Annotated in this window: 19 protein-coding genes and 1 tRNA gene; 8 read left to right on the top strand and 12 right to left on the bottom strand. The window is 70.7% G+C overall.

All coding sequences use genetic code 11. From position 1 onward, the window contains the following. Positions 1-111: 111 nt before the first annotated feature. Positions 112-471: a VOC family protein gene (locus ACIWQI_RS00005; protein ID WP_396655000.1), complete on the bottom strand. Its 360-nt coding sequence runs from the start codon at positions 469-471 to the stop codon at positions 112-114. An 83-nt stretch (positions 472-554) separates the two neighbouring features. Between ACIWQI_RS00005 and ACIWQI_RS00010 the strand changes: the two genes are divergently transcribed. Further along, a complete protein-coding gene (locus ACIWQI_RS00010; RefSeq protein WP_396655001.1) occupies positions 555-1,055 on the top strand; it encodes a nucleoside deaminase in 501 nt (166 codons plus the stop codon). A 64-nt stretch (positions 1,056-1,119) separates the two neighbouring features. On the opposite strand, the gene ACIWQI_RS00015 is transcribed toward ACIWQI_RS00010, so the two are convergent. Continuing rightward, complete coding sequence (locus tag ACIWQI_RS00015; RefSeq protein ID WP_396655002.1) at positions 1,120-2,184, bottom strand: class I SAM-dependent methyltransferase; 1,065 nt, start codon at positions 2,182-2,184, stop codon at positions 1,120-1,122. Between the two features lie 125 nt (positions 2,185-2,309). Here ACIWQI_RS00015 and ACIWQI_RS00020 point away from each other — a divergent pair, with 125 nt between their 5' ends. The 5 genes from ACIWQI_RS00020 to ACIWQI_RS00040 all read left to right on the top strand — a co-directional run bounded on the left by ACIWQI_RS00020 (position 2,310) and on the right by ACIWQI_RS00040 (position 5,755). Further along, complete coding sequence (locus tag ACIWQI_RS00020) at positions 2,310-3,314, top strand: GlxA family transcriptional regulator (protein ID WP_396655003.1); 1,005 nt, start codon at positions 2,310-2,312, stop codon at positions 3,312-3,314. 84 nt (positions 3,315-3,398) lie between these two features. Continuing rightward, positions 3,399-3,602 carry a hypothetical protein gene (locus tag ACIWQI_RS00025; RefSeq protein ID WP_396655004.1) on the top strand — a complete coding sequence of 68 codons (204 nt, stop codon included), beginning with the start codon at positions 3,399-3,401 and terminating at the stop codon, positions 3,600-3,602. Position 3,603: 1 nt separating this feature from the next. Beyond that, positions 3,604-5,034 (top strand): rhodanese-like domain-containing protein, encoded by a 1,431-nt coding sequence (locus tag ACIWQI_RS00030; protein ID WP_396655005.1) that lies wholly within the window; start codon positions 3,604-3,606, stop codon positions 5,032-5,034. Between the two features lie 37 nt (positions 5,035-5,071). Then, positions 5,072-5,440, top strand: coding sequence for a thioredoxin (trxA, locus tag ACIWQI_RS00035; RefSeq protein WP_396655006.1), 369 nt, complete (start codon positions 5,072-5,074; stop codon positions 5,438-5,440). Positions 5,441-5,479: 39 nt separating this feature from the next. Continuing rightward, on the top strand, positions 5,480-5,755 hold the full coding sequence (locus tag ACIWQI_RS00040) for a metal-sensitive transcriptional regulator (RefSeq protein ID WP_396655007.1): 276 nt from the start codon (positions 5,480-5,482) through the stop codon (positions 5,753-5,755). 20 nt (positions 5,756-5,775) lie between these two features. On the opposite strand, the gene ACIWQI_RS00045 is transcribed toward ACIWQI_RS00040, so the two are convergent. The 4 genes from ACIWQI_RS00045 to ACIWQI_RS00060 form a co-directional block, all read right to left on the bottom strand. Beyond that, positions 5,776-6,969, bottom strand: coding sequence for a serine hydrolase domain-containing protein (locus ACIWQI_RS00045; protein WP_396655008.1), 1,194 nt, complete (start codon positions 6,967-6,969; stop codon positions 5,776-5,778). A 46-nt stretch (positions 6,970-7,015) separates the two neighbouring features. Beyond that, positions 7,016-7,090: transfer RNA gene (locus ACIWQI_RS00050), tRNA-Gln, on the bottom strand. A gap of 313 nt (positions 7,091-7,403) precedes the next feature. Continuing rightward, positions 7,404-8,924, bottom strand: coding sequence for a glutamate--tRNA ligase (gene gltX / locus ACIWQI_RS00055; RefSeq protein WP_396655009.1), 1,521 nt, complete (start codon positions 8,922-8,924; stop codon positions 7,404-7,406). A 10-nt stretch (positions 8,925-8,934) separates the two neighbouring features. Continuing rightward, positions 8,935-9,891: a LysR family transcriptional regulator gene (locus ACIWQI_RS00060; protein ID WP_396655010.1), complete on the bottom strand. Its 957-nt coding sequence runs from the start codon at positions 9,889-9,891 to the stop codon at positions 8,935-8,937. 92 nt (positions 9,892-9,983) lie between these two features. On the opposite strand from ACIWQI_RS00060, the gene ACIWQI_RS00065 reads away from it, so the two are divergent. Then, on the top strand, positions 9,984-11,057 hold the full coding sequence (locus ACIWQI_RS00065; protein ID WP_396655289.1) for an aminotransferase class V-fold PLP-dependent enzyme: 1,074 nt from the start codon (positions 9,984-9,986) through the stop codon (positions 11,055-11,057). Between the two features lie 8 nt (positions 11,058-11,065). On the opposite strand, the gene ACIWQI_RS00070 is transcribed toward ACIWQI_RS00065, so the two are convergent. Genes ACIWQI_RS00070 through ACIWQI_RS00090 form a run of 5 tightly spaced genes read right to left on the bottom strand, consistent with a single transcriptional unit; the run spans position 11,066 to position 16,902 of the window. Beyond that, the gene (locus ACIWQI_RS00070) at positions 11,066-12,313 is read right to left on the bottom strand and encodes an MFS transporter (protein WP_396655011.1); all 1,248 of its coding nucleotides are present in this window, start codon (positions 12,311-12,313) and stop codon (positions 11,066-11,068) included. A 35-nt stretch (positions 12,314-12,348) separates the two neighbouring features. Then, positions 12,349-13,113, bottom strand: coding sequence for a fumarylacetoacetate hydrolase family protein (locus tag ACIWQI_RS00075; RefSeq protein WP_396655012.1), 765 nt, complete (start codon positions 13,111-13,113; stop codon positions 12,349-12,351). 27 nt (positions 13,114-13,140) lie between these two features. Then, complete coding sequence (locus ACIWQI_RS00080) at positions 13,141-14,244, bottom strand: branched-chain amino acid aminotransferase (RefSeq protein WP_396655013.1); 1,104 nt, start codon at positions 14,242-14,244, stop codon at positions 13,141-13,143. Positions 14,245-14,294: 50 nt separating this feature from the next. Further along, positions 14,295-15,359 carry a 3-isopropylmalate dehydrogenase gene (locus ACIWQI_RS00085; protein WP_396655014.1) on the bottom strand — a complete coding sequence of 355 codons (1,065 nt, stop codon included), beginning with the start codon at positions 15,357-15,359 and terminating at the stop codon, positions 14,295-14,297. Between the two features lie 10 nt (positions 15,360-15,369). Beyond that, positions 15,370-16,902 carry an MFS transporter gene (locus tag ACIWQI_RS00090; protein ID WP_396655015.1) on the bottom strand — a complete coding sequence of 511 codons (1,533 nt, stop codon included), beginning with the start codon at positions 16,900-16,902 and terminating at the stop codon, positions 15,370-15,372. Positions 16,903-16,969: 67 nt separating this feature from the next. Here ACIWQI_RS00090 and ACIWQI_RS00095 point away from each other — a divergent pair, with 67 nt between their 5' ends. Next, positions 16,970-17,509 carry a TetR/AcrR family transcriptional regulator gene (locus ACIWQI_RS00095; protein ID WP_396655016.1) on the top strand — a complete coding sequence of 180 codons (540 nt, stop codon included), beginning with the start codon at positions 16,970-16,972 and terminating at the stop codon, positions 17,507-17,509. Between the two features lie 2 nt (positions 17,510-17,511). Here the strand turns inward: ACIWQI_RS00095 and serA are convergent, their stop codons facing one another. After that, on the bottom strand, positions 17,512-19,116 hold the full coding sequence (serA, locus tag ACIWQI_RS00100; RefSeq protein WP_396655017.1) for a phosphoglycerate dehydrogenase: 1,605 nt from the start codon (positions 19,114-19,116) through the stop codon (positions 17,512-17,514). Between the last annotated feature and the right edge of the window lie 115 nt (positions 19,117-19,231).

Here is a 19,231-nt window from a genome sequence, read left to right on the forward strand (position 1 = left end):
GCCGCGGTGACGCTCCTTCTGCTCGACGGCAGCGACGACAACCCCGAATACCGGGCGCTCGGCCTGGAGTGCCTGGCGGAGCTGACCACGTGAGTCACGGCCGCCGGAGCTTCAGACCTCCGCGAGCACGATGACATTGCCCCAGGGGTCGAGAAGATTCACACTCCGAGACCCCGGCTCGCCGGCTGTCTCGGCGTGCACCCGGGCACCCGCGTTGCGGGCGCGCTCCGTATCGGTGTCGAACGAGTCGGTGAACAGGACGAGCGCCGGCTCCTGATCGGGCCGAGCGCTCTCGACCGGGAACAGCCAGAGCCCGGGCTCACCGGCGCTACCGGGACCGACGTGGACCGAACGAAAGCCTGGGAACAGCTCCCGATCGAACAGCACGCCGAAGCCGAAAGCCCGCTCGTAGAAGGCGAGCGCGCCGCCGAGATCATCGACACGCACGACCGCACGACCTATCCGAAGCATGAATCTCCCGTCCGACCTCACCCGTGGCGATCATGCCATGCGGTACGCGCACACGCACATCCGCTTCATGGTTGAGTGTCGACATGACCTCCGCCACGCTCACCGCCGACGACCTCAGCCACCTGCGCCGCTGCATCGACCTCGCCCGCGAAGCCCTCGAGGCAGGCGACGAACCCTTCGGATCGGTGCTCGTCGACGCCGACGGGCGAGAGCTGTACGCCGATCGCAACCGCACCGCCGGCGGCGACCAGACCCGGCATCCGGAGTTCGAGATCGCGCGCTGGGCGGCGGTCCACCTCACGCCGCAGCAGCGCGCACAGGCCACGGTCTACACGTCGGGCGAGCACTGCCCGATGTGCGCCGCCGCCCACGCGTGGGTGGGTCTGGGCCGGATCGTCTACGGTGCCAGCAGCCGACAGCTGACCGAGTGGCGCCGCGAGTGGGGACTCGGCGAAGGCCCGGTCGCCGCTCTTCCCATCACCACGGTCGCTCCCGCCGTTGCGGTCGCGGGGCCCGCACCCGAGCTCAGCGAGGAGATCCGCGCGCTCCACGCGCGGCAGAACGGGATCGAACCCGGCAACTGAAGCGCGGGGGGTGCCCCGGCTGATGTCAGCCGAGGCACCTGCCATGCGCATGAGGCGGCGAGCCTCACCGCCTGGCTTCGATGATGAGATTGAACGGCGTCTCGGCGACGACCCGGACCTGGTCCAGCCCGGCCCGGTGCAGCACCGCGCGCAGACGCGCCTCGCCCGCCTGGGCGCCCAGGACGAGCTCGCCGCCGTCAGCGAGGGAGTGCGCGGTGCAGATCATGCTGGATGCCGCGTAGTACATCTGCGTCACGCCGGTCAGGTTGTCCTCCAGCCGGTCGGCCGCATACGGCTCGACCAGCAGCACGGTTCCGTCCGGGGCGAGCGCATCCACGGCATGCCGCAGGACGCCGACCGGGTCCCCCATGTCGTGCAGCGCGTCGAAGAAGCAGATCAGGCCGAACCCCCGCGGGCTGTAGGAGGCGGCATCCGCCTCCTCGAACTCCACCCGCTCCGAGACCCCCGCCTCCCGCGCGTTCCGGGTCGCCTCGGCGATCGAGGGCGCGTGGCTGTCGAAGCCGTAGAAGCGCGAGTTCGGGAACGCCTCGGCCATGAGGACCGTCGTGTGTCCATGGCCCGCTCCGACATCGGCGACGGCGATGCCGCGCTCGAGGGCGCCGACCACCCCGTCGAGAGCAGGCAGCCATTGCGACACCAGACTCGCACGATAGCCGTTGCGGTAGAACGCGGCCGACCCGTGGGCGAGGCGGGGGTCGTGGTCGCCCCACGCGATGCCCTCGCCGGTTGTGAAGGCGCGCAGCGCCTTCGACTCCCCTGCCCACATCGCAGCGGGCACATTCCACGCCGGCGGGAGATAGACCGGGCTCGTCTCGTCGGCGAGCACCATCGCGTGCTCGTCGCTCAACTCGAAGGATCCGCTCGTCGGGTGGTAGGTGAGGTACCCGGCGGCTGCCTGCGAGTGCAGCCAGTCCCGCACGTATCGCTCCGCCGTGCCCGTGCGTTCGGCGAGCTCGTGCGACGTCACCGGACCGGCACCTGCCAGCGCGCGGTAGAGGCCGAGGCGAGAGCCCAGGCTCACCATCACGCCCAGGTACCCGGCACCCAGGTCGTCGATCGCTCGCAGCGTGAACGCCTGGAGCTCTGTCTGGTCGATGGTCTTCGTCATGTGATCACTTTCTGTCGAATTATTCGGATGACTCCATGCTCGACAGAGCACGCTGCGAAAGGCAGTGGCAACTCGACCCTCGTTCTGTCCATTCGTGCCACGATGATCACTGCAGGAGGTGCACCGTGGCCGATCCTTCGCTCCGCGTCAGCATCGTGGCTCTCCCGGAGACCGGCGTCGCAACCATGTTCGGCGTGTACGACGTGCTGAATTCACTCGGGCTGATGGGCATTGCGGGCTCCGCGGCAGCGCCGCCGTTTCGCACCGAGATCGTCGGCGAGGCCGCGGGATCTCTGCTCGGTGTGAGCGGCGTGCCCGTGCCCGTCGCGCGCAGCGTCGCCGACATCCAGACGACCGACATCGTCGTGGTGCCGTCCATACTGCTCGACCCGGAGGGCTGGCAGACCGGCCGCCATCCCCAGCTGGTCGAGTGGGCTTCCCGCATGCACGATCGGGGCGCTCTGCTGTGCTCGGCGTGTTCGGGGATCTTCGCACTGGCCGAGACCGGTCTGTTCGACGACCGCGACGTGACGGTCCACTACGACTACGCGTCACGCCTGCGTGCGTCCTTTCCCCGGGTGCGCATCCACCCCGAACGCGCGCTCGTGGTCGCCGGTGACCACGACGAGCTCATCACATCAGGCGCATCGACGACCTGGCATGACCTCGTGATCTACCTGATCAGCCGGCTCGTCGGCGCGAGTGTGGCGCAGGAGGCGGCTCGGATGTTCGCACTGCAGTGGCATCAGGACGGCCTCGCCCCGTACACGCTGTTCGAGGGGCGGCGCGACCACGGCGACGCCGTCATCGCAGACGCGCAGGACTGGCTGCGCAGCAACTACTCGGTGGCACGGCCCGTCGAGCAGCTGGCGGCGCGTTCGGGCCTGGCCGTGCGGACCTTCAAACGGCGCTTCGCGCACGCCACGGGCCTCAGTCCGCTCGCCTACGTGCAGCGAATCCGCATCGACGAAGCGAAGCGCCGTCTGGAGCGGACCGAAGACTCTGTGGAAGCCGTCGGCAGGCACGTCGGCTACGAGGACGCAGCATTCTTCAGTCGGCTGTTCAAGCGCACCACCGGGGTGAGCCCCGGTGTGTATCGACGGCGCTACCGTGTCCCGGGCATCGTGTAGCCCGGCACGCACCCGACATGAAACCCCCTGGGGTATAGTGTTTCTTGTCGCTATACCCCTAGGGGTATCATGGAAGGAGAGAGCATGTGCCAGCCGATCCGGTGTCGCGTGTGCCGGAAGACGACGTGGACCGGATGCGGTCAGCACGTCACCGCCGTCAGGCTGACCGTTCCCGCGGCGCAGTGGTGCGACGGAAGCCACCCCACGAGCGAGATCGAGGCAGCCCGCCAGGCCCGCGGCGGCTTCTTCTCGCGTCTGTTCGGACGATCGACCACGGCGGGGAGCTGACGTGCTGCTGGAACGCATCTATGACGAGGATCTCGCCCAGGCCAGCTACTTCATCGGCTGCCAGGCGACCGGCGAGGCGATCGTGGTCGACCCGCGCCGCGACATCGCTGTGTATCTCGAACTCGCCCGCAGGAACGGGATGACGATCGCCGTCGTCACCGAGACGCACATCCACGCCGACTACCTCTCGGGCACGCGGGAGCTTGCCGCCGCCACAGGCGCCCGGATGCATGTCTCCGACGAAGGCGGGCCCGACTGGACATACGGTGCCGCCTTCGACGCAGCGGTGCGGATGAAGGACGGCCATGAGATCGTGCTCGGCAACGTCGTGCTGAGGGCCGTGCACACGCCCGGTCACACCCCCGAGCATCTGTCGTTCCTGGTGACCGACGGCGCCCAGGCATCCGAACCCGGGTTCATGCTCACCGGAGACTTCGTGTTCGTCGGGGATCTGGGCCGCCCCGACCTGCTCGACGAGGCCGCCGGCGGCGTCGATACCCGGTTCGACGGCGCACGCGACCTGTTCCGGAGCCTGCGCGAGAAGCTCCTGACCCTGCCCGACTACGTGCAGCTCCTGCCGGCGCACGGTTCGGGAAGCGCGTGCGGCAAGGCTCTCGGCGCGGTCGCGGCCACGACCGTCGGGTACGAGCGCACGTTCTCCTGGTGGGCCCCGTACCTGCGCGAGGACGACGAGCGGGGCTTCGTCGACGAGCTGCTCAGCGGGCAGCCCGACGCCCACGCGTACTTCGGCCGCATGAAGGAGCAGAACAAGCTCGGCCCGGCGCTTCTGCCCCAGCGCGAGCTGATCGAGTACACCGCTGCAGGCCTGCGCCCGCGCCTCGCCGCCGACGACGTCATCTTCGTCGACACCCGCCACCACACCGAGGTGCACAGCGGCACCGTGCCGCGCTCACTGAACGTGCCCGGCATCCGGAAGGCCGCGACGTATGCCTCATGGGCGTGCGACCCCGACACCGAGGCCCGCCCCCTCGTGCTCCTGGCAGACGACCGTGAGGTCGCCGCCGAGCTGCGCGACCATCTCGTCCGCGTGGGCATCGACACCGTCGACGGCTTCATCCGGTCGCTGGAGGGCCTCGAGCTGACCATTCCGCCGACGCTCGCACCGACCGAGCTCGACCGGTTCGAGCACGACCTGCTCCTGGATGTGCGCAACAGGACGGAGTACGCCGAAGGACACATCCCGGGGGCCGTCCAGCTCAGCGCCGGCCGTGTCCTGTGGCACACCGATCAGCTGCCCGACGGCGGCACGATCGTCGCCTACTGCCGCAGCGGCGCACGGAACTCGGTCGCCGCGAGCGCGCTGCGCCGCGCCGGGTTCGAGGTCATCGAACTCGAGGGCTCGTACCTGGGCTGGCTGCAGGCACCGGGCTCGACGCCGGCGACCGCGCCGGCGGGCGCGGTCGCCGCCTGAGCGTCCCGATAAACCCCCAGGGGTATAGAATGGACCCATGGCCACCCTTGACATCACCAAAGACACCTTCTCGTCGACGATCGAAGACAACGACATCGTCCTGATCGACTTCTGGGCCGCGTGGTGCGGTCCCTGCCGCAGCTTCGCCCCCGTCTACGAGAAGGCGTCCGAGACCCACGCCGATGTCACGTTCGCGAAGGTCGACACCGAAGCCGAGCGGGAGCTCGCCGCGGGGTTCCAGATCACGTCGATCCCGACCCTCATGGCGTTCCGCGAGGGCGTCCTCGTCTTCGCGCAGCCGGGCGCTCTGCCCGCGCCCGCGCTGGAGCAGGTCATCACCGCCGTGAAGGGCCTGGACATGGACGAGGTGCATGCCAAGGTCGCCGAGCAGAGGGCGCGCGGATGAGAACCGGGATGCCGCATCCCTGCGCGCGAAGGAGGGAACATGATCACCACTGACGCCGAGGCTCAGCGCCGGATCCTCAACCGGCTCCGTCGGGCCCGCGGCCAGCTCGATGCGGTGATCGCCGCCGTCGAGGATGGCAGACCCTGCCGCGACGTCGTCACGCAGCTCTCCGCCGTCTCTTCCGCGCTCGACCGTGCCGGCTTCGCGATCGTCTCCACCGCGATGAAGGACTGTCTCGCCGATCCCGAGTCGGCCGCCGCGGAAGAAGGACTGACCACCGACGAGCTCGAGAAGCTGTTCATGATGCTCGCGTAGCCCGGCAGCGACCGCGGTGGCTATCGGGCGAGCGAGTGCTCCGGCGTGACGACGGCCGTGAACTGCCGGAAGATGTCGGTCGCCGTCGGCTGCGACTGATCGCCGGTCTCGCTCGCGGTCGTGTAGACGACCATCGTCCAGCCCTCCTCCGGGATGGTGCCGCCGGCGCCGTAGTAGCCGGACAGGCCCGGGTTGAGGAACACCCAGCCATCCAGCTGGAGGAAGCCCATGGCCCAGTACTGCTCATCGGTCCACGGACCGAGGCCCGCGGTGCTGGGTGCGAATTGCAGCGCATGCAGCTCGGGGCTCAGCAGCGAGCCCTCGCCGAGAGCATCCAGGAACACGCGCACGTCCTCCTGGTCGGCACCCACGCCGCCCGCCGTGTACGTCCAGGTGGGACTCCAGTGGGTGACGTCCTCCCAGACGCCGCGTTCGTCGCTGTACCCGTGGAGCACGGGAGACGGCCAGTTCGCGTCGAAGGCGGCGGTCGAGTCAGCCATGCCGAGGACGTCGAAGATGTCTTCCTTCAGCAGCTCGCCGGCCGGGCGCCCGGTCACCTCCTCGATCACCTCTTGGAGGATGAGCGTGTTGGTGTCCGAGAACAGCCAGTCGGTGCCCGGGGTGAAGACGGGTCCCCCGGCGACGCCGATGTCGACGAGGTCCTGGATCTCCCAGTGCTGGAACGGGTCCGCCCACAGCCGATCGAGGAACGCCGGGATCTCGGTGTAGTGCCGGTAGCCGCTGGTGTGGTGCAGCAGCATGTCGATCGTGACCTGGTCGGCCGCGGGCAGGTCCGGGAACCAGGTGGAGAGGGGATCGTCGAGCGACAGCGCGCCGGCCTCGACCTGCTGCAGGACCACAGTCGTGAACATCGGCGTCGACAGGTTCCCGAGGAGGTGGTGCATGTCGGCGGTTGCCGGCACGCCGGTCATCGACTCGCCGAGCGCCCCGACGAGCACCGGCTCACCGTCGTGCCAGACGCCGGCGACGACCGCGTTCAGCTGTGCGTCGGCGAACTGCGCGTGGACGATGTCGCTGAGCGCCTCCGCGACAGCGCCGTCGGCGAGGCAGAGCTCGTTGCGCAGAGTCGTTCCCGCGGGGCATCCTTCCGCCGCTGGAACAGGGGTCGACATCGTCGGCGTGGGCGGCGCAGGGTCGGCCGTACAGCCGGCCAGCAGCAGCACCGCGAGGACGAGGACCCCAGGACACCTCATGGACGAACTGTAGCGCTCGTTCCAGCCTTCGAGGCGGCCGGGTCTGTGGCTGGGGTACCTGGACTCGAACCAAGAACAACTGAACCAGAATCAGCCGTGTTGCCAATTACACCATACCCCACGGGGTGTCGGCCGAAGCCGTACCGAAGGTCCAGTCTAGACCACGCGGCGAGGGCCCGCGAATCGGTGGGCGTGCGTTTCGTCTCGCGGCGGCGCCGCTCGCTCAACGACCGGGAGAGGCGGCCGGGCCGCGCACTCGACCCCCGGGACCGGCGGCGGCGCCGCTCGCTCAACGACCGGGAAGGACGGCCGGGCCGCTCGCTCAACGACCGGGAGAGGCGGCTGCGCCGCGCGCTCGACGACCGGGACGGGCGGCTGCGCCGCGCGCTCGACGACCGGGACGGGCGGCTGCGCCGCTGGCTCGGCGGCCGGGGCTACGAGAGGCCGAGGTGCTGGACCAGGGCGCCGAGCCGGCGGATCGACTCGGCCTTGCCCAGCAGCTCCATCGACTCGAACAGCGGCGGCGACACGCGGCGCCCGCTCACCGCGACCCGCGCCGGACCATAAGCGACCCGGGGCTTGAGGCCGAGACCCTCGATCAGCGCGGTCGACAGCGCCTCCTGCACGGCGGCGGCCGTGAACTCCGCCTCGGGCACGAGCTCCAGGGCGCCGACCGACGCGACGAGCACCTGACCGGCGTCGTCGGGCAGTGATCTGAGCGCATCCTCGGCGTACTCGACCTCGTCGGCGAACAGGAAGCCCAGCATCCCGGGCACCTCGCCCAGCAGCTGCACCCGCTCCTGCACGAGCGGCGCCGCCTTCGCGATCAGCGCTGACTCGACGGCCGTCGGCTGTTCGCCGATGACACCGGCTGCCGCGAGATACGGCACGATGCGCTCGGCGAAGTCGGCGGGCTCGAGCATCCGGATGTGGTCGCCGTTTATCGACTCGGCCTTCTTCTGGTCGAACCGCGCCGGGTTGGGGTTCACGTCGGCGATGTCGAACGCGGCGACGAACTCGTCGAGCGTGAAGACATCGCGATCGGGCGCGATCGACCAGCCGAGCAGCGCCAGGTAGTTCAGGAGTCCCTCGTGGATGAACCCCTTCTCGCGCTGCAGGAACAGGTCGGCCTTCGGGTCGCGCTTGGAGAGCTTCTTGGTGCCGGTCTCCCCCAGCACCAGCGGCATGTGCGCGAAACGCGGCACGAAGGTGGTGACCCCGGCGTCGATGAGCGCGGCGTACAGCACGAGCTGGCGCGCGGTCGAGGGCATGATGTCCTCGCCGCGGATGACGTGCGTGATGCCCATGAGCGCGTCGTCGACCGGGTTCGTGAACGTGTACAGCGGCCGCCCGCCGGCGCGCACGACGACGAAGTCCGGGAAGGATCCGGCTGGAAAGGTGACCTCGCCGCGGATGAGGTCGACGTACGTGATGTCCTCGTCCGGCACCCGCAGGCGCCAGGCGGGCTCGCGCCCCTCGGCACGGAACGCGGCCTTCTGCTCATCGGTGAGGTGACGGTCGTGGTTGTCGTAGCCGAGCTGCTTGGGCCGGCCCGCCGCCTCGTTGCGCGCGTCGATCTCCTCGGCGGTCGAGTACGACTCGTAGACGGCACCGGTGGCCTTGAGCCTGTCGAGCACGTCGGCGTAGACATCCATCCGCTCCGACTGCCGGTACGGCGCGTGCGGTCCGCCGACCTCCACGCCCTCGTCCCAGTCGATCTTCAGCCAGGTGAGCGCGTCGACCAGCTGCCGGTAGCTCTCCTCGCTGTCGCGCGCGGCGTCGGTGTCTTCGACCCGGAAGACGAGCTTCCCGCCGGTGTGGCGCGCGTACGCCCAGTTGTACAGGGCGGTGCGGACCATGCCGACGTGCGGGAGGCCGGTGGGCGACGGGCAGAACCGCACGCGCACGTCGGCGCCGGTCGCGGTCGTGGTGCGGGGATCGGGTGAGGCAGGCATCCGTTCGATTTTAGTCCGCCGCGGCAGCGGACACCGCGGCCAGCGCCCGCTCGAGCGCAGCGAGAGTCGTGCGCACCGCGGGAACCCGCTCAGCGCCGTGGGCCATGACGACGTGCAGCGTGCGCCGCTCCGTGTCGGGAAGCGGCCGGGCGACCACGCCGTGCAGCGGTGAGAGGGATGCCACGGCCAGCCGCGGCAGGGTGGCCACGCCGATCCCCTGGGCCACGAGCCCGTGCACGGCCAGCACGTTGTCGGTCTCGAAGGCGATCATCGGCTCGAACCCGGCGCGCCCGCACAGCTCCATCAGGTGCCCGCGGCAGCGCGGACAGCCGGCGATCCAGCTCTCGCCTGCCAGCGCGCCGACATCGACCGACTCGGATGCCGCGGCCCGATGCCCCTCGGGAAGCACGGCGAGCAGATCGTCGCGGCCGATCGCGTGGACGGCGAGCCCGCGCGCGCTCGCGCCGTGGGGGTCGTTCCGGTCCCCCGGATAGCTGAAGGTGAGGGCGATGTCGACGCGATCCTCGCGGACCGCCTGCACCGCTTCCGGCGGCTCGGCCTCGACATAGGTCACCGAGACTCCGGGATGCCGGTCGGCGAGATCGGCGAGCAGGTGCGGGATCACGGTGGGCGACGCCGACGGGAATCCGGCCAGGCGGACGACGCCGCTGCGCAGCCCGCGCAGCTCGGCGAGCTCTCCGGCGGCCGCGTCGAGCGCCGTCGTGACCGCGGGCGCGTGGCGGGCCAGCACGCGCCCGGCGTCGGTGAGCCGCACCGAGCGACCCACCCGCTCGACCAGCGGCACGCCGAGCCGCAGCTCGAGGCGCTTGAGCAGCTGACTGATCGCGGGCTGACTGTACCCGAGGGCCGCGGCGGCGCCGGTGATCGATCCCTCGTCGCCGACGGCCTTGACCACCCGGAGCGCCTGCACATCGAGGTCGGGATCGTCCAGCGCCGGCTGCGTCATGGACGTAATCATAACGCGCACGCATGGGTTCGATAGACAACCTGCTCTGGACCAATGGAACAGCCTCGGCCAGCCTGGACGGCATGCCCACCATGACGAGACCGCACACCGTCACGACCGCGCTCGGACGTGACGCGTTCGCGGGCGGCCGGGGCTACCTCGCCGCCTGCACGACCGGACTGCCGCCCCGCGCCGCGCGCGATGCGATGGTCCGCGACGCGGAGGAATCCGCGGCCGGCCGGCCCGACATCGCCGGCTACTGCGACGCCGTCGAGCGTTCCCGCGCGGCGTTCGCCCGCCTCGTCGGCGTCGACACCGGCCGCGTCGCGATCGGCTCGCAGACCTCGGTGCTCGTGTCGCTGATCGCCGCGGCCCTCCCGCCGGGCGCGGTGGTCCTATGCCCCGAGGGCGACTTCTCCTCGGTGATGCTGCCGTTCCTGCACGCCGGGCACGACGTGCGCACCGCTCCCCTCGCCGCGCTGGCTGAGGCGGTGACGACGCAGACCGCACTCGTCGCCTTCTCGCTCGTGCAGTCGGCGACCGGCGACGTGGCGGATGTCGACGCTCTCGTCGCGGCGGCGCGCGCACACGGCGCACGCCTGCTCTGCGATGCGACCCAGGCGGTGGGGTGGCTTCCGGTCGATGCGACGCGGTTCGACGCGCTGGTCTGCCACGCGTACAAGTGGCTGTGCGCCCCGCGCGGCGTGGCGTTCCTCGCCGTCAGCCAGGACTTCCAGCAGGCGCTGCGCCCCGTCCACGCGGGCTGGTACGCCGGCGCCGACCCGTGGTCGTCCTGCTACGGCCATGACATCGCCCTCGCCCCGGATGCGTCGCGGTTCGACGTGTCGCCGGCGTGGCAGGCGTTCGTCGGCGCGGCGCCGGCGCTCGAGATCTTCGCCGGGCTGGAGGCATCCGCGCTCCATGAGCACGCGACGGCGCTGGCACGTGAGTTCCGTCAGGGGCTCGAGCTTCCGACCCCGGTGCGCGAGAGCGCCATCGTCACCTGGGACGATCCCGACGGAGACGATCTCGCGCGCCTGTCGGCTGCCGGGATCGTCGCATCGGGCCGGGCGGGGCGTGCGCGGGTGGCATTCCACCTCTTCAACGACGCCGACGACGTCGACGATGCGGTGCGCGCACTGCGCCCGCGCGCCGCGCTGCTCTGATGCGGTGATCAGTCCCGGGTCGCCGGCCGACGCCCCAGCGGCGCGAGCGCGACGACCGCGACCACGGCGATCCCGGCCAGGAGCGCGAGGCCGCCATACCCGATCCAGCCGAGCACGACGCCGGCGAGGATCGCCCCGATCGCGCCCACGAGGCTCATCAACAGGTCGCTCAGGCCCTGCCGGCGGGTGCGCCGCTGCTCGGACGACGCCTCGGTCAGCAGGGTCGAGCCCGCGACGGTGGCGGCGCTCCAGCCGAGACCCAGCAGCACGAGGCCCACGGTCACCGCGACGGTGGACTCCTGACCGAACGACGCCGTGATCAGAGCCGCCGCCAGCAGCACCTGTCCGAGCAGCACGGTCGCCACCCGCCCGACGCGGTCGGCGAGGATGCCGAACACCGGCGAGAGGGCGAACATGCCGGCGATGTGCAGGCTGATCGTGAGCCCGATGATCGACAGTGTCTCGCCATGATGCAGCAGGTGCACCGGCGTCATCGCCATGACCGACACCATCACACCGTGGGCTGCCGCGATCGCGAAGATCGCGAACCGCGCGGCCATGGGGCGGTCGGCGCGCGCGATCGCGGTGCCGCTTCCGCCCGCCGCCGAGACGACGCGCTGCGCGAGCAGGAGCGGATCGGGCCGCAGTGCGGCCAGATACAGCGCGATCGCGAGGATCTGCGCCACGATCGTGAACAGGTACGGGCCGGTGAGGTCGGGCATGCCGAAGAGCTGACCGAGCACCTCCCCCGGGCCGACCAGGTTGGGCCCGAGCACCGCGCCGATCGTGGTGGCCCAGACGACGACCGACAGATCGCGCCCGCGGGTGGCGTCGGTGGACAGATCGGCCGCCGCGAAGCGCGTCTGCAGATTGGCCGCCTGGCCGGACCCGATGAGACCGAACGCCACCAGCAGCAGCGGGAACGAGCCGATCGCGACGGCGACGACCACGAACGCCACGCCGACCAGGGCGATCGCCATGCCGATCGTGAGGGCCAGGCGCCGACCCCATCGCTGCGCGAGCGCTGCGAGCGGAACGGCGAGCACCGCCGTGCCCAGCGTGACCCCGGCGGCGGCGAGCCCGGAGAAGGCGTCGTCGCCCGAGAGCTCCGCCGCCAGGATCGCGCCGAGCGAGACCGTCGCGCCGAAGGCGAGACCGCCGAGGATCTGCCCGAGCGAGAGCACCCAGACGGTGCGGCGCTGCACGCGCGCGACGGCGGCGGGAGCGAGCTGCGACGCTTGCGGGATCGTGGTCATCGCACGAATCTACGCGCGCGGGCGGTGCCGCGCACCTACGCGTCGCGGGTGGGGTTGCGCAGCGTCCCCAGGCCGGTGATCTCGACTTCCAGTGTGTCGCCCGCCGTGAACGGCCCCACGCCCGCGGGCGTGCCGGTGAGGATGACGTCGCCGGGAAGCAGCGTGAACACCGCCGACGCGTACGCGATGATGTCGGCGACCGAGTGGATCATGTCGGTGAGCGGGGCGTCCTGCGCGACCTCGCCGTTGCGGCGCGTCTGCAGGCGCGCCGCAACGAGGTCGAACTCGGTCTCGATCGCGGGACCGAGCGGGCAGAACGTGTCGAACCCCTTCGCGCGCGACCACTGCCCGTCGCTGCGCTGCAGGTCGCGGGCTGTGACATCGTTGGCGATGGTGTAGCCGAAGACGTAGTCGAGCGCGTCGTCGGCGGAGACGTTCTTGGCGATGCGGCCGATCACGGCCGCCAGCTCGCCCTCGAAGTGCGTCTCCTGCGACTGGGGCGGACGCACGATCGTGTCCCCCGGACCGATCACCGACGTGTTGGGCTTGAGGAACAGCAGGGGCTCGGCAGGGGCTGCGCCGCCCATCTCGGCGGCGTGGTCGTGATAGTTCTTGCCCACGCACACGACCTTCGACCGCGGGATCACCGGCGCCAGCAGCGCCGCGTCGCCCAGCGGCACGCGCTCGCCCGTGGTCTCGAAGCCGGCGAACATCGGGTCGCCGGCGAGCACGACGAGCTCGGTGCCGTCGACGATGCCGTAGCGGATGGCGTCCTGGTGGCTGAAGCGCGCGATTCTCACCCGCTCAGCCTAGGCGCTGGCGTCACGCTACGCGTCGAGCCGCAGCATCCAGCCGTGCCTGTCCTCGCGCCGGCCGTACTGGATGTCGGTGAGCTCCTCGCGCAGCGACAGCGCCAGCGACCCCAGCGGCTGCTCGTCGATGAAGTCGCGGCCCTTGAGCTCGCCGATCGGGGCGACGACCGCGGCGGTGCCGCAGGCGAACACCTCGACGATGTCGCCGGAGGCGACACCCTGACGCCACTCGTCGATGGAGATGGCGCGACCGACGACCTTGTGGCCGCGATCGATGGCCAGCTGCAGCAGCGAGTCGCGCGTGATGCCCTCGAGGATCGAGTCGGACTGCGGCGTGACGATGGTGCCGTCCTTGTAGACGAACACGACGTTCATGCCGCCGAGCTCTTCCACGTTGCGGTCCTGGTCGAGGAAGACAACCTGGTCGCAGCCCTCCTCGTACGCCTCGGCCTGCGGCAGGAGGCTCGCCGCGTAGTTCCCGCCGGTTTTGGCGGCACCGGTGCCGCCCTTCCCGGCGCGCGAGTACTCCTCGCTGAGCCAGATCGACACCGGCTTGGCGCCCCCCTTGAAGTAGGCGCCGACCGGCGATGCGATGACGTAGTACGCGACCTTGTGCGCGGGCCGCACACCGAGGAAGGCCTCCCGGGCGAACATGAACGGCCGCAGGTAGAGGCTCTGGTCGTCGCCGGAGGGGACCCACTCGCCGTCGACGGCGATGATCTCGCGCAGCGACTGGATGAAGTGCTCGACCGGCAGCTCCGGGAGGGCGAGGCGCCGCGCGGACCGCTGCAGGCGCCGGCCGTTCTGGTCGGGACGGAACGTGTGGATGGAGCCGTCCGCGTGCCGGTACGCCTTGATGCCCTCGAAGATCTCCTGGCCGTAGTGCAGCACCGCGGCGGCGGGATCGAGCGACAGCTTGCCGTAGGGCAGGACGCTCGGGCGGTGCCAGCCGTGCTCCAGCGACCAGCAGATGTGCACCATGTGATCGGTGAAGGTCGTGCCGAACGCGGGCTTGGCCAGCAGCTCCGCACGCTCGGCGGGCGACTTGGCGGCGAGGTTCTTCGTGACGGCGAACTCGAGCGGGGCGAGTCCGGTGTCGGGGTCGTAGGTGAGACTCATGTCGCGTCCTTGAACGTCGGAGGATACGAGGACATCCTCGTATCCCTAGGTTACGCCTGCAAGCGCGCGACGATCGCGTCGCCCACCTCGGCGGTGGTGCGGGCGGCGGAGCCGCGGGCCGCGACATCCGCCTCCACCGCGCGGGTGACGCGGACGGACTCGTCGCGCCGCCCGAGATGATCGAGCAGGAGCGCGACGGACAGGATCGCGGCCGTGGGATCGGCCTTCTGCTGTCCCGCGATGTCGGGCGCCGAACCGTGCACGGGCTCGAACATCGAGGGGAAGGCGCCGTCCGGGTTGATGTTGCCGGAGGCTGCGAGTCCGATGCCACCGGTGACGGCGCCGGCCAGGTCTGTGAGGATGTCGCCGAACAGGTTGTCGGTGACGATCACATCGAAGCGGCCGGGGTTGGTGACCAGGAAGATGGTGGCCGCGTCGACGTGCAGATAGTCTACGGCCACGTCGGGGTGCTCCCGAGCCACTTCGTCGACGATCCGCCGCCACATCCCGCCCGCGTGCACGAGCACGTTGGTCTTGTGCACGAGAGTCAGCCTGCGGCCGCGGCGTTCGGCCAGCCCGAAGGCGTACCGCACGACCCGCTCGACGCCGTAGGCCGTGTTGACGCTCGTCTCATTGGCGATCTCGTGCGGCGTGCCCCGGCGGATGGCCCCGCCGTTGCCGACATAGGGGCCCTCGGTGCCCTCGCGCACGACGACGAAGTCGACCTCGCCCGGGTCGGCGAGAGGGCCGGGTGCGCCCGGGTACAGCTTCGCGGGCCGGAGATTCACGTAGTGGTCGAGCTCGAACCGCAGTCTCAGCAGCAGGCCGCGCTCGATGTTGGCGTCCTTCAACCTCGGGTCGCCCGGCACTCCCCCGACCGCGCCGAGCAGGATCGCGTCGTGCGCCCGGATCGCATCGAGGTCGTCGTCGGTGAGGGTGTCGCCGGTTGCGAGGTAGCGTGCGGCGCCGAGCGAGAATCGCGTCTTCTCGAACCGGATGCCGGAGCCGTCGGTGACCGCGTCGAGCACCTTCTCGGCCTCGGCGACGACCTCGGGGCCGATGCCGTCGCCGGGGATGACGGCCAGCTTCACGACACGCGACGATGCTCGCTCCATCGATGCACTCCTAGGACTTCGGGCGGGACTCTCCCAGGCTAGCGGCCGCGATGACCCCCGCGAGCACGACCAGACCCGCCCCGATGAGCGCCGTCACGACGACTCCGGAGTCGAACGCGTGGGATGCCGCCGCCACCAGCTGCGCACCGAGGTCGCCGCCGATCTCGTCTGCGGCGTTGACCGCACCCGCGAGCGTCTCACGGGCGGCGCCGGCGGCTGCGGGAGGCAGCCCGTCGGGCAGCACGAGGTTCGCGCGATACAGCGCGGTGATGATGCCGCCGAGGATGGCCGTGCCCAGCACGGCGCCCAGCTCGTACGCCGTCTCGGAGACGGCGCTGGCAGCCCCCGCCTTCTCCGGCGGCGCGGTCGTCAGGATGAGCTCGTTCGACACGGTCTCGGCCATGCCGATGCCCACGCCCAGCACGACGAACGAGGCCACCACCGCGGCCACGCTCTCGCCGCCGAACGCGATGGCGACGTACCCGGCGACCGAGAAGACGAGCGCCGCCGGGATGAGGATGCGAGCGGGGACCCGGCGCGCGATCGGGACGACGACCAGCCCGGCGACGATCATGGCGGAAAGGCCCGGCACCAGCGCCCAGCCCGCTTCCATCGGGGTCAGGCCGACGACCAGCTGAAGGTGCTGGGCGACGAAGAAGATGTAGCCCACGAGTGCGACCACGCTCAGCAGGTTCACCAGCAGCGCGCCGGTGAACGTCCCGCGGCGGAACAGCCGCATGTCGAGCATGGGGACGGGAAGTCTCAGCTGGCGCCGCACGAAGATCAGGCCCAGCAGGAGCCCGGCGGCGAACAGCGCGCCCACGAGAGGCGTGAACCCGGCGACGGCCAGCTCCTTGATGCCGTAGACGATGGGCACCATGGTCGCCAGCGACAGCAGGATGCTGATGGGGTCGATGCGACCCGGGTTCGGGTCGCGGCTCTCGGGCAGCAGGATCGGCGCCAGCACGAGCAGCGGGATGAGCACGGGCACCGCCATGAGGAACACCGATCCCCACGCGAAGTGCTCGAGCAGGAAGCCGCCGACGATCGGGCCGAGGGCGGCACCCGCCGAGAATGCCGTCGCCCACACTGCGACGGCGAGCCGACGCTGGTCGCGGTCGGGGAACACGGTGCGCAGCAGCGACAGGGTCGACGGCATGAGCATGGCCCCGAAGACCCCGAGCAGCGCGCGGGCGCCGATGAGCACTCCGGCGGTGGGCGCGAAGGCGGCGAGCACCGACACGAGGGCGAATCCGGTCGCGCCGACCAGCAGCATCCGCCGCCGGCCGAACCGGTCGCCCAGCATCCCCATCGTCACCAGCAGAGCCGCCAGCACGAGCGGGTACGCGTCGATGATCCACAGCTGCTCGGCACTGGTCGGCCCCAGGTCGAGCGCGATCTGCGGCAGGGCGAAGCTCAGCACGGTGTTGTCCACCGAGACCAGCAGCGCGGGCAGCATGAGCACGGCAAGGCCCGCCCAGCCGCGCCATCCCGCCCGTGCGGGGGCGTCGACCTGCTCTGGGATCCTCGTCTGCGTGCTCATGTGCTGTACCGTCCAGCCGGTATAGTAACAGGATGCCCCGACATCCCGCACCCCCTACGATCGAAGCGTGAGCCGTCCTCCCCTGGCCCGTGAGCGCGTGCTCGACGCGTTCGAGCAGCTCCTCATCGACGAGGGCGAGCGCGCCGCGACGATGGACGCGATCGCCCGCGCAGCAGGCGTCTCCAAGGGCGGGCTGCTCTACCACTTCGCCTCGAAGGAAGCGCTCGAGGCCGGACTCCTCGAGCGGCTCCGCGTGCTCGTCGAGGAGGACGTCGAGCGGATGCGGTCCGCCCCGGAGGGCGCCGTCGCCTACATGCTGCGCACGAGCGTCATGCACGGCGACCCGCTCGATCGCGCGATCATCGCGGCGTCTCGCATGGCGCAGGGCGGGTCGGCGCCGGCGGGCGCCGCGCTGCGGCGCACCCGCGAGCTGTGGGAGGAGGCGATCCGCCCCCATGTGCGCGACCGGGCCGCCCTCGATCTCGTGCTGCTGGTCAGCGACGGGCTCTACTTCAACAACGCGCTCGAGGCCGGCGTGCCAGGACCCGTCCCCACCGGCGACGACCTCAGCGCGCTGGTCGCGCTGGTGGAGCGGGCGGTGCGCTGACGCTACGGCTCGGTGATCTCGATCTGACGGAACAGATCGCCGCCGACGGCATCCCGCATCGCAGTGAGGATGTCGTCCGGCACCGCCGAGTCGACGGTGAGCACCGACAGCGCCCGGCCGCCCGCATCGGGATGCGCGACCTGCAGCCCCACGATGTTGATCCCCGCGTCGCCGAGGAACTTCCCGTAGATCCCCACGATGCCGGGCCGGTCGGCGTAGCGCATGACGACGTGGTAGCGCTCGAACGGCACCTCGATCTCGTAGCCGTTGATGCCGACGACCTTGGGCACCATGCGCGTGCCTGCCAGAGTGCCGGCGACGGTGAGCACCGTCCCGTCCGAGAGCGTGCCGCGCAGCACCGTGAGGTTTCGGTACAGCGGGCTCTCGGCTTCGACGATCAGCCGCGTCTCGATGCCGCGCTGGTCGGCGAACAGGGGCGCGTTCACGTACGAGACGTTCTCGCTGACGATGTTGGTGAAGATGCCCTTGAGCGCCGCCAGCCGGTAGACGCTCACGTCGTACGCGGCCAGCTCGCCGCGCACCTCGACGTCCAGGCTCGTGAGCGCCCCCTGCGCCAGCCCGGTGAAGAACTGACCGAGCTTTTCGACCAGGGCGATGCCGGGGCGCACGAACGGGTCGATGACGCCGCCGGCGACGTTGACCGCATCGGGCACGAGGTCGCCTTCGAGTGCCAGCTTGACCGAGCGGGCGACCGAGATGCCCGCCTTCTCCTGCGCCTCGTCGGTGGAGGCGCCCAGGTGCGGGGTGACGACGACGTTCGGCAGCCCCAGGAGGCGCTGCGCCGACCCGCCCTCGGCGGGCGGCTCGGTGGTGAACACGTCCAGTGCGGCGCCGGCGATCTCGCCGGTGGTCAGCGCCTCGTACAGTGCGTCCTCGTCGATGAGGCCGCCGCGGGCGACGTTGACGACGTAGGCGGTGGGCTTCATGGCCCGCAGCTGCGCGGCGCCGATCATGCCGGTGGTCTCAGGCGTCTTCGGCATGTGCACCGAGACGAAATCCGACTGCGCGAGCACCTCGTCGAAGCCCAGCAGCTCGACGCCCAGCTGCTGCGCCCGCGCCGGCGTCACGTAGGGGTCGTAGCCGACCACCCGCACTCCGAACGCCTTGAGCCGCTCGGCGATGAGCCCGCCGATGCGGCCGACGCCGAAGATCCCGACCGTCTTCTCGAACAGCTCCATGCCGGTGTACGCGCTGCGCTTCCACTCCCCCTTCGCCAGGGAGGCGTCCGCCGCCGGGATGTGCCGGGCCAGGCTCAGGATGTGGCCGATGGTCAGCTCGGCCGCCGAGATGATGTTCGAGGTGGGCGCATTGACCACCATGACGCCCGCGGCCGTGGCGGCCTTGATGTCGACGTTGTCGAGACCCACGCCGGCGCGGGCGACCACCTTCAGGTGGGGGGCTGCGGCGAGCGCCTCGGCGTCGATCTTCGTCGCCGAGCGGATCAGCACCGCGTTGGCTTCGCCGAGGGCCTCGAGCAGGGCCGGGCGGTCGGTGCCGTCGACGGTGCGGATGTCGAAGTCCGGACCGAGCGCGTCGATCGTGGCGGGTGAGAGCTGTTCTGCGATCAGGACGACGGGCTTGGACACGGATGCAGACCTTCGGTACGTCGCGGACGCGACTGCGGAAACGGGATGCTGCGCCGCACGTCGTCGGGGCGCCGCCGTCCAGCCTAGCGGCGGGCGGCACCGGACGCCGAACGCG

It is taken from the genome of Microbacterium sp. (assembly GCF_044508325.1).
GTDB lineage: Bacteria > Actinomycetota > Actinomycetes > Actinomycetales > Microbacteriaceae > Microbacterium.

Excerpts from the sequence above, each read along its gene's own strand:
- ACIWQI_RS00005 (WP_396655000.1), bottom strand. The coding sequence starts at position 471 with ATGCTTCGGATAGGTCGTGCGGTCGTGCGTGTCGATGATCTCGGCGGC.
- ACIWQI_RS00010 (WP_396655001.1), top strand. The coding sequence starts at position 555 with ATGACCTCCGCCACGCTCACCGCCGACGACCTCAGCCACCTGCGCCGC.
- ACIWQI_RS00015 (WP_396655002.1), bottom strand. The coding sequence starts at position 2,184 with ATGACGAAGACCATCGACCAGACAGAGCTCCAGGCGTTCACGCTGCGA.
- ACIWQI_RS00025 (WP_396655004.1), top strand. The coding sequence starts at position 3,399 with ATGTGCCAGCCGATCCGGTGTCGCGTGTGCCGGAAGACGACGTGGACC.
- trxA (WP_396655006.1), top strand. The coding sequence starts at position 5,072 with ATGGCCACCCTTGACATCACCAAAGACACCTTCTCGTCGACGATCGAA.
- ACIWQI_RS00040 (WP_396655007.1), top strand. The coding sequence starts at position 5,480 with ATGATCACCACTGACGCCGAGGCTCAGCGCCGGATCCTCAACCGGCTC.
- ACIWQI_RS00045 (WP_396655008.1), bottom strand. The coding sequence starts at position 6,969 with ATGAGGTGTCCTGGGGTCCTCGTCCTCGCGGTGCTGCTGCTGGCCGGC.
- gltX (WP_396655009.1), bottom strand. The coding sequence starts at position 8,924 with ATGCCTGCCTCACCCGATCCCCGCACCACGACCGCGACCGGCGCCGAC.
- ACIWQI_RS00060 (WP_396655010.1), bottom strand. The coding sequence starts at position 9,891 with ATGACGCAGCCGGCGCTGGACGATCCCGACCTCGATGTGCAGGCGCTC.
- ACIWQI_RS00065 (WP_396655289.1), top strand. The coding sequence starts at position 9,984 with ATGACGAGACCGCACACCGTCACGACCGCGCTCGGACGTGACGCGTTC.
- ACIWQI_RS00070 (WP_396655011.1), bottom strand. The coding sequence starts at position 12,313 with ATGACCACGATCCCGCAAGCGTCGCAGCTCGCTCCCGCCGCCGTCGCG.
- ACIWQI_RS00080 (WP_396655013.1), bottom strand. The coding sequence starts at position 14,244 with ATGAGTCTCACCTACGACCCCGACACCGGACTCGCCCCGCTCGAGTTC.
- ACIWQI_RS00085 (WP_396655014.1), bottom strand. The coding sequence starts at position 15,359 with ATGGAGCGAGCATCGTCGCGTGTCGTGAAGCTGGCCGTCATCCCCGGC.
- ACIWQI_RS00090 (WP_396655015.1), bottom strand. The coding sequence starts at position 16,902 with ATGAGCACGCAGACGAGGATCCCAGAGCAGGTCGACGCCCCCGCACGG.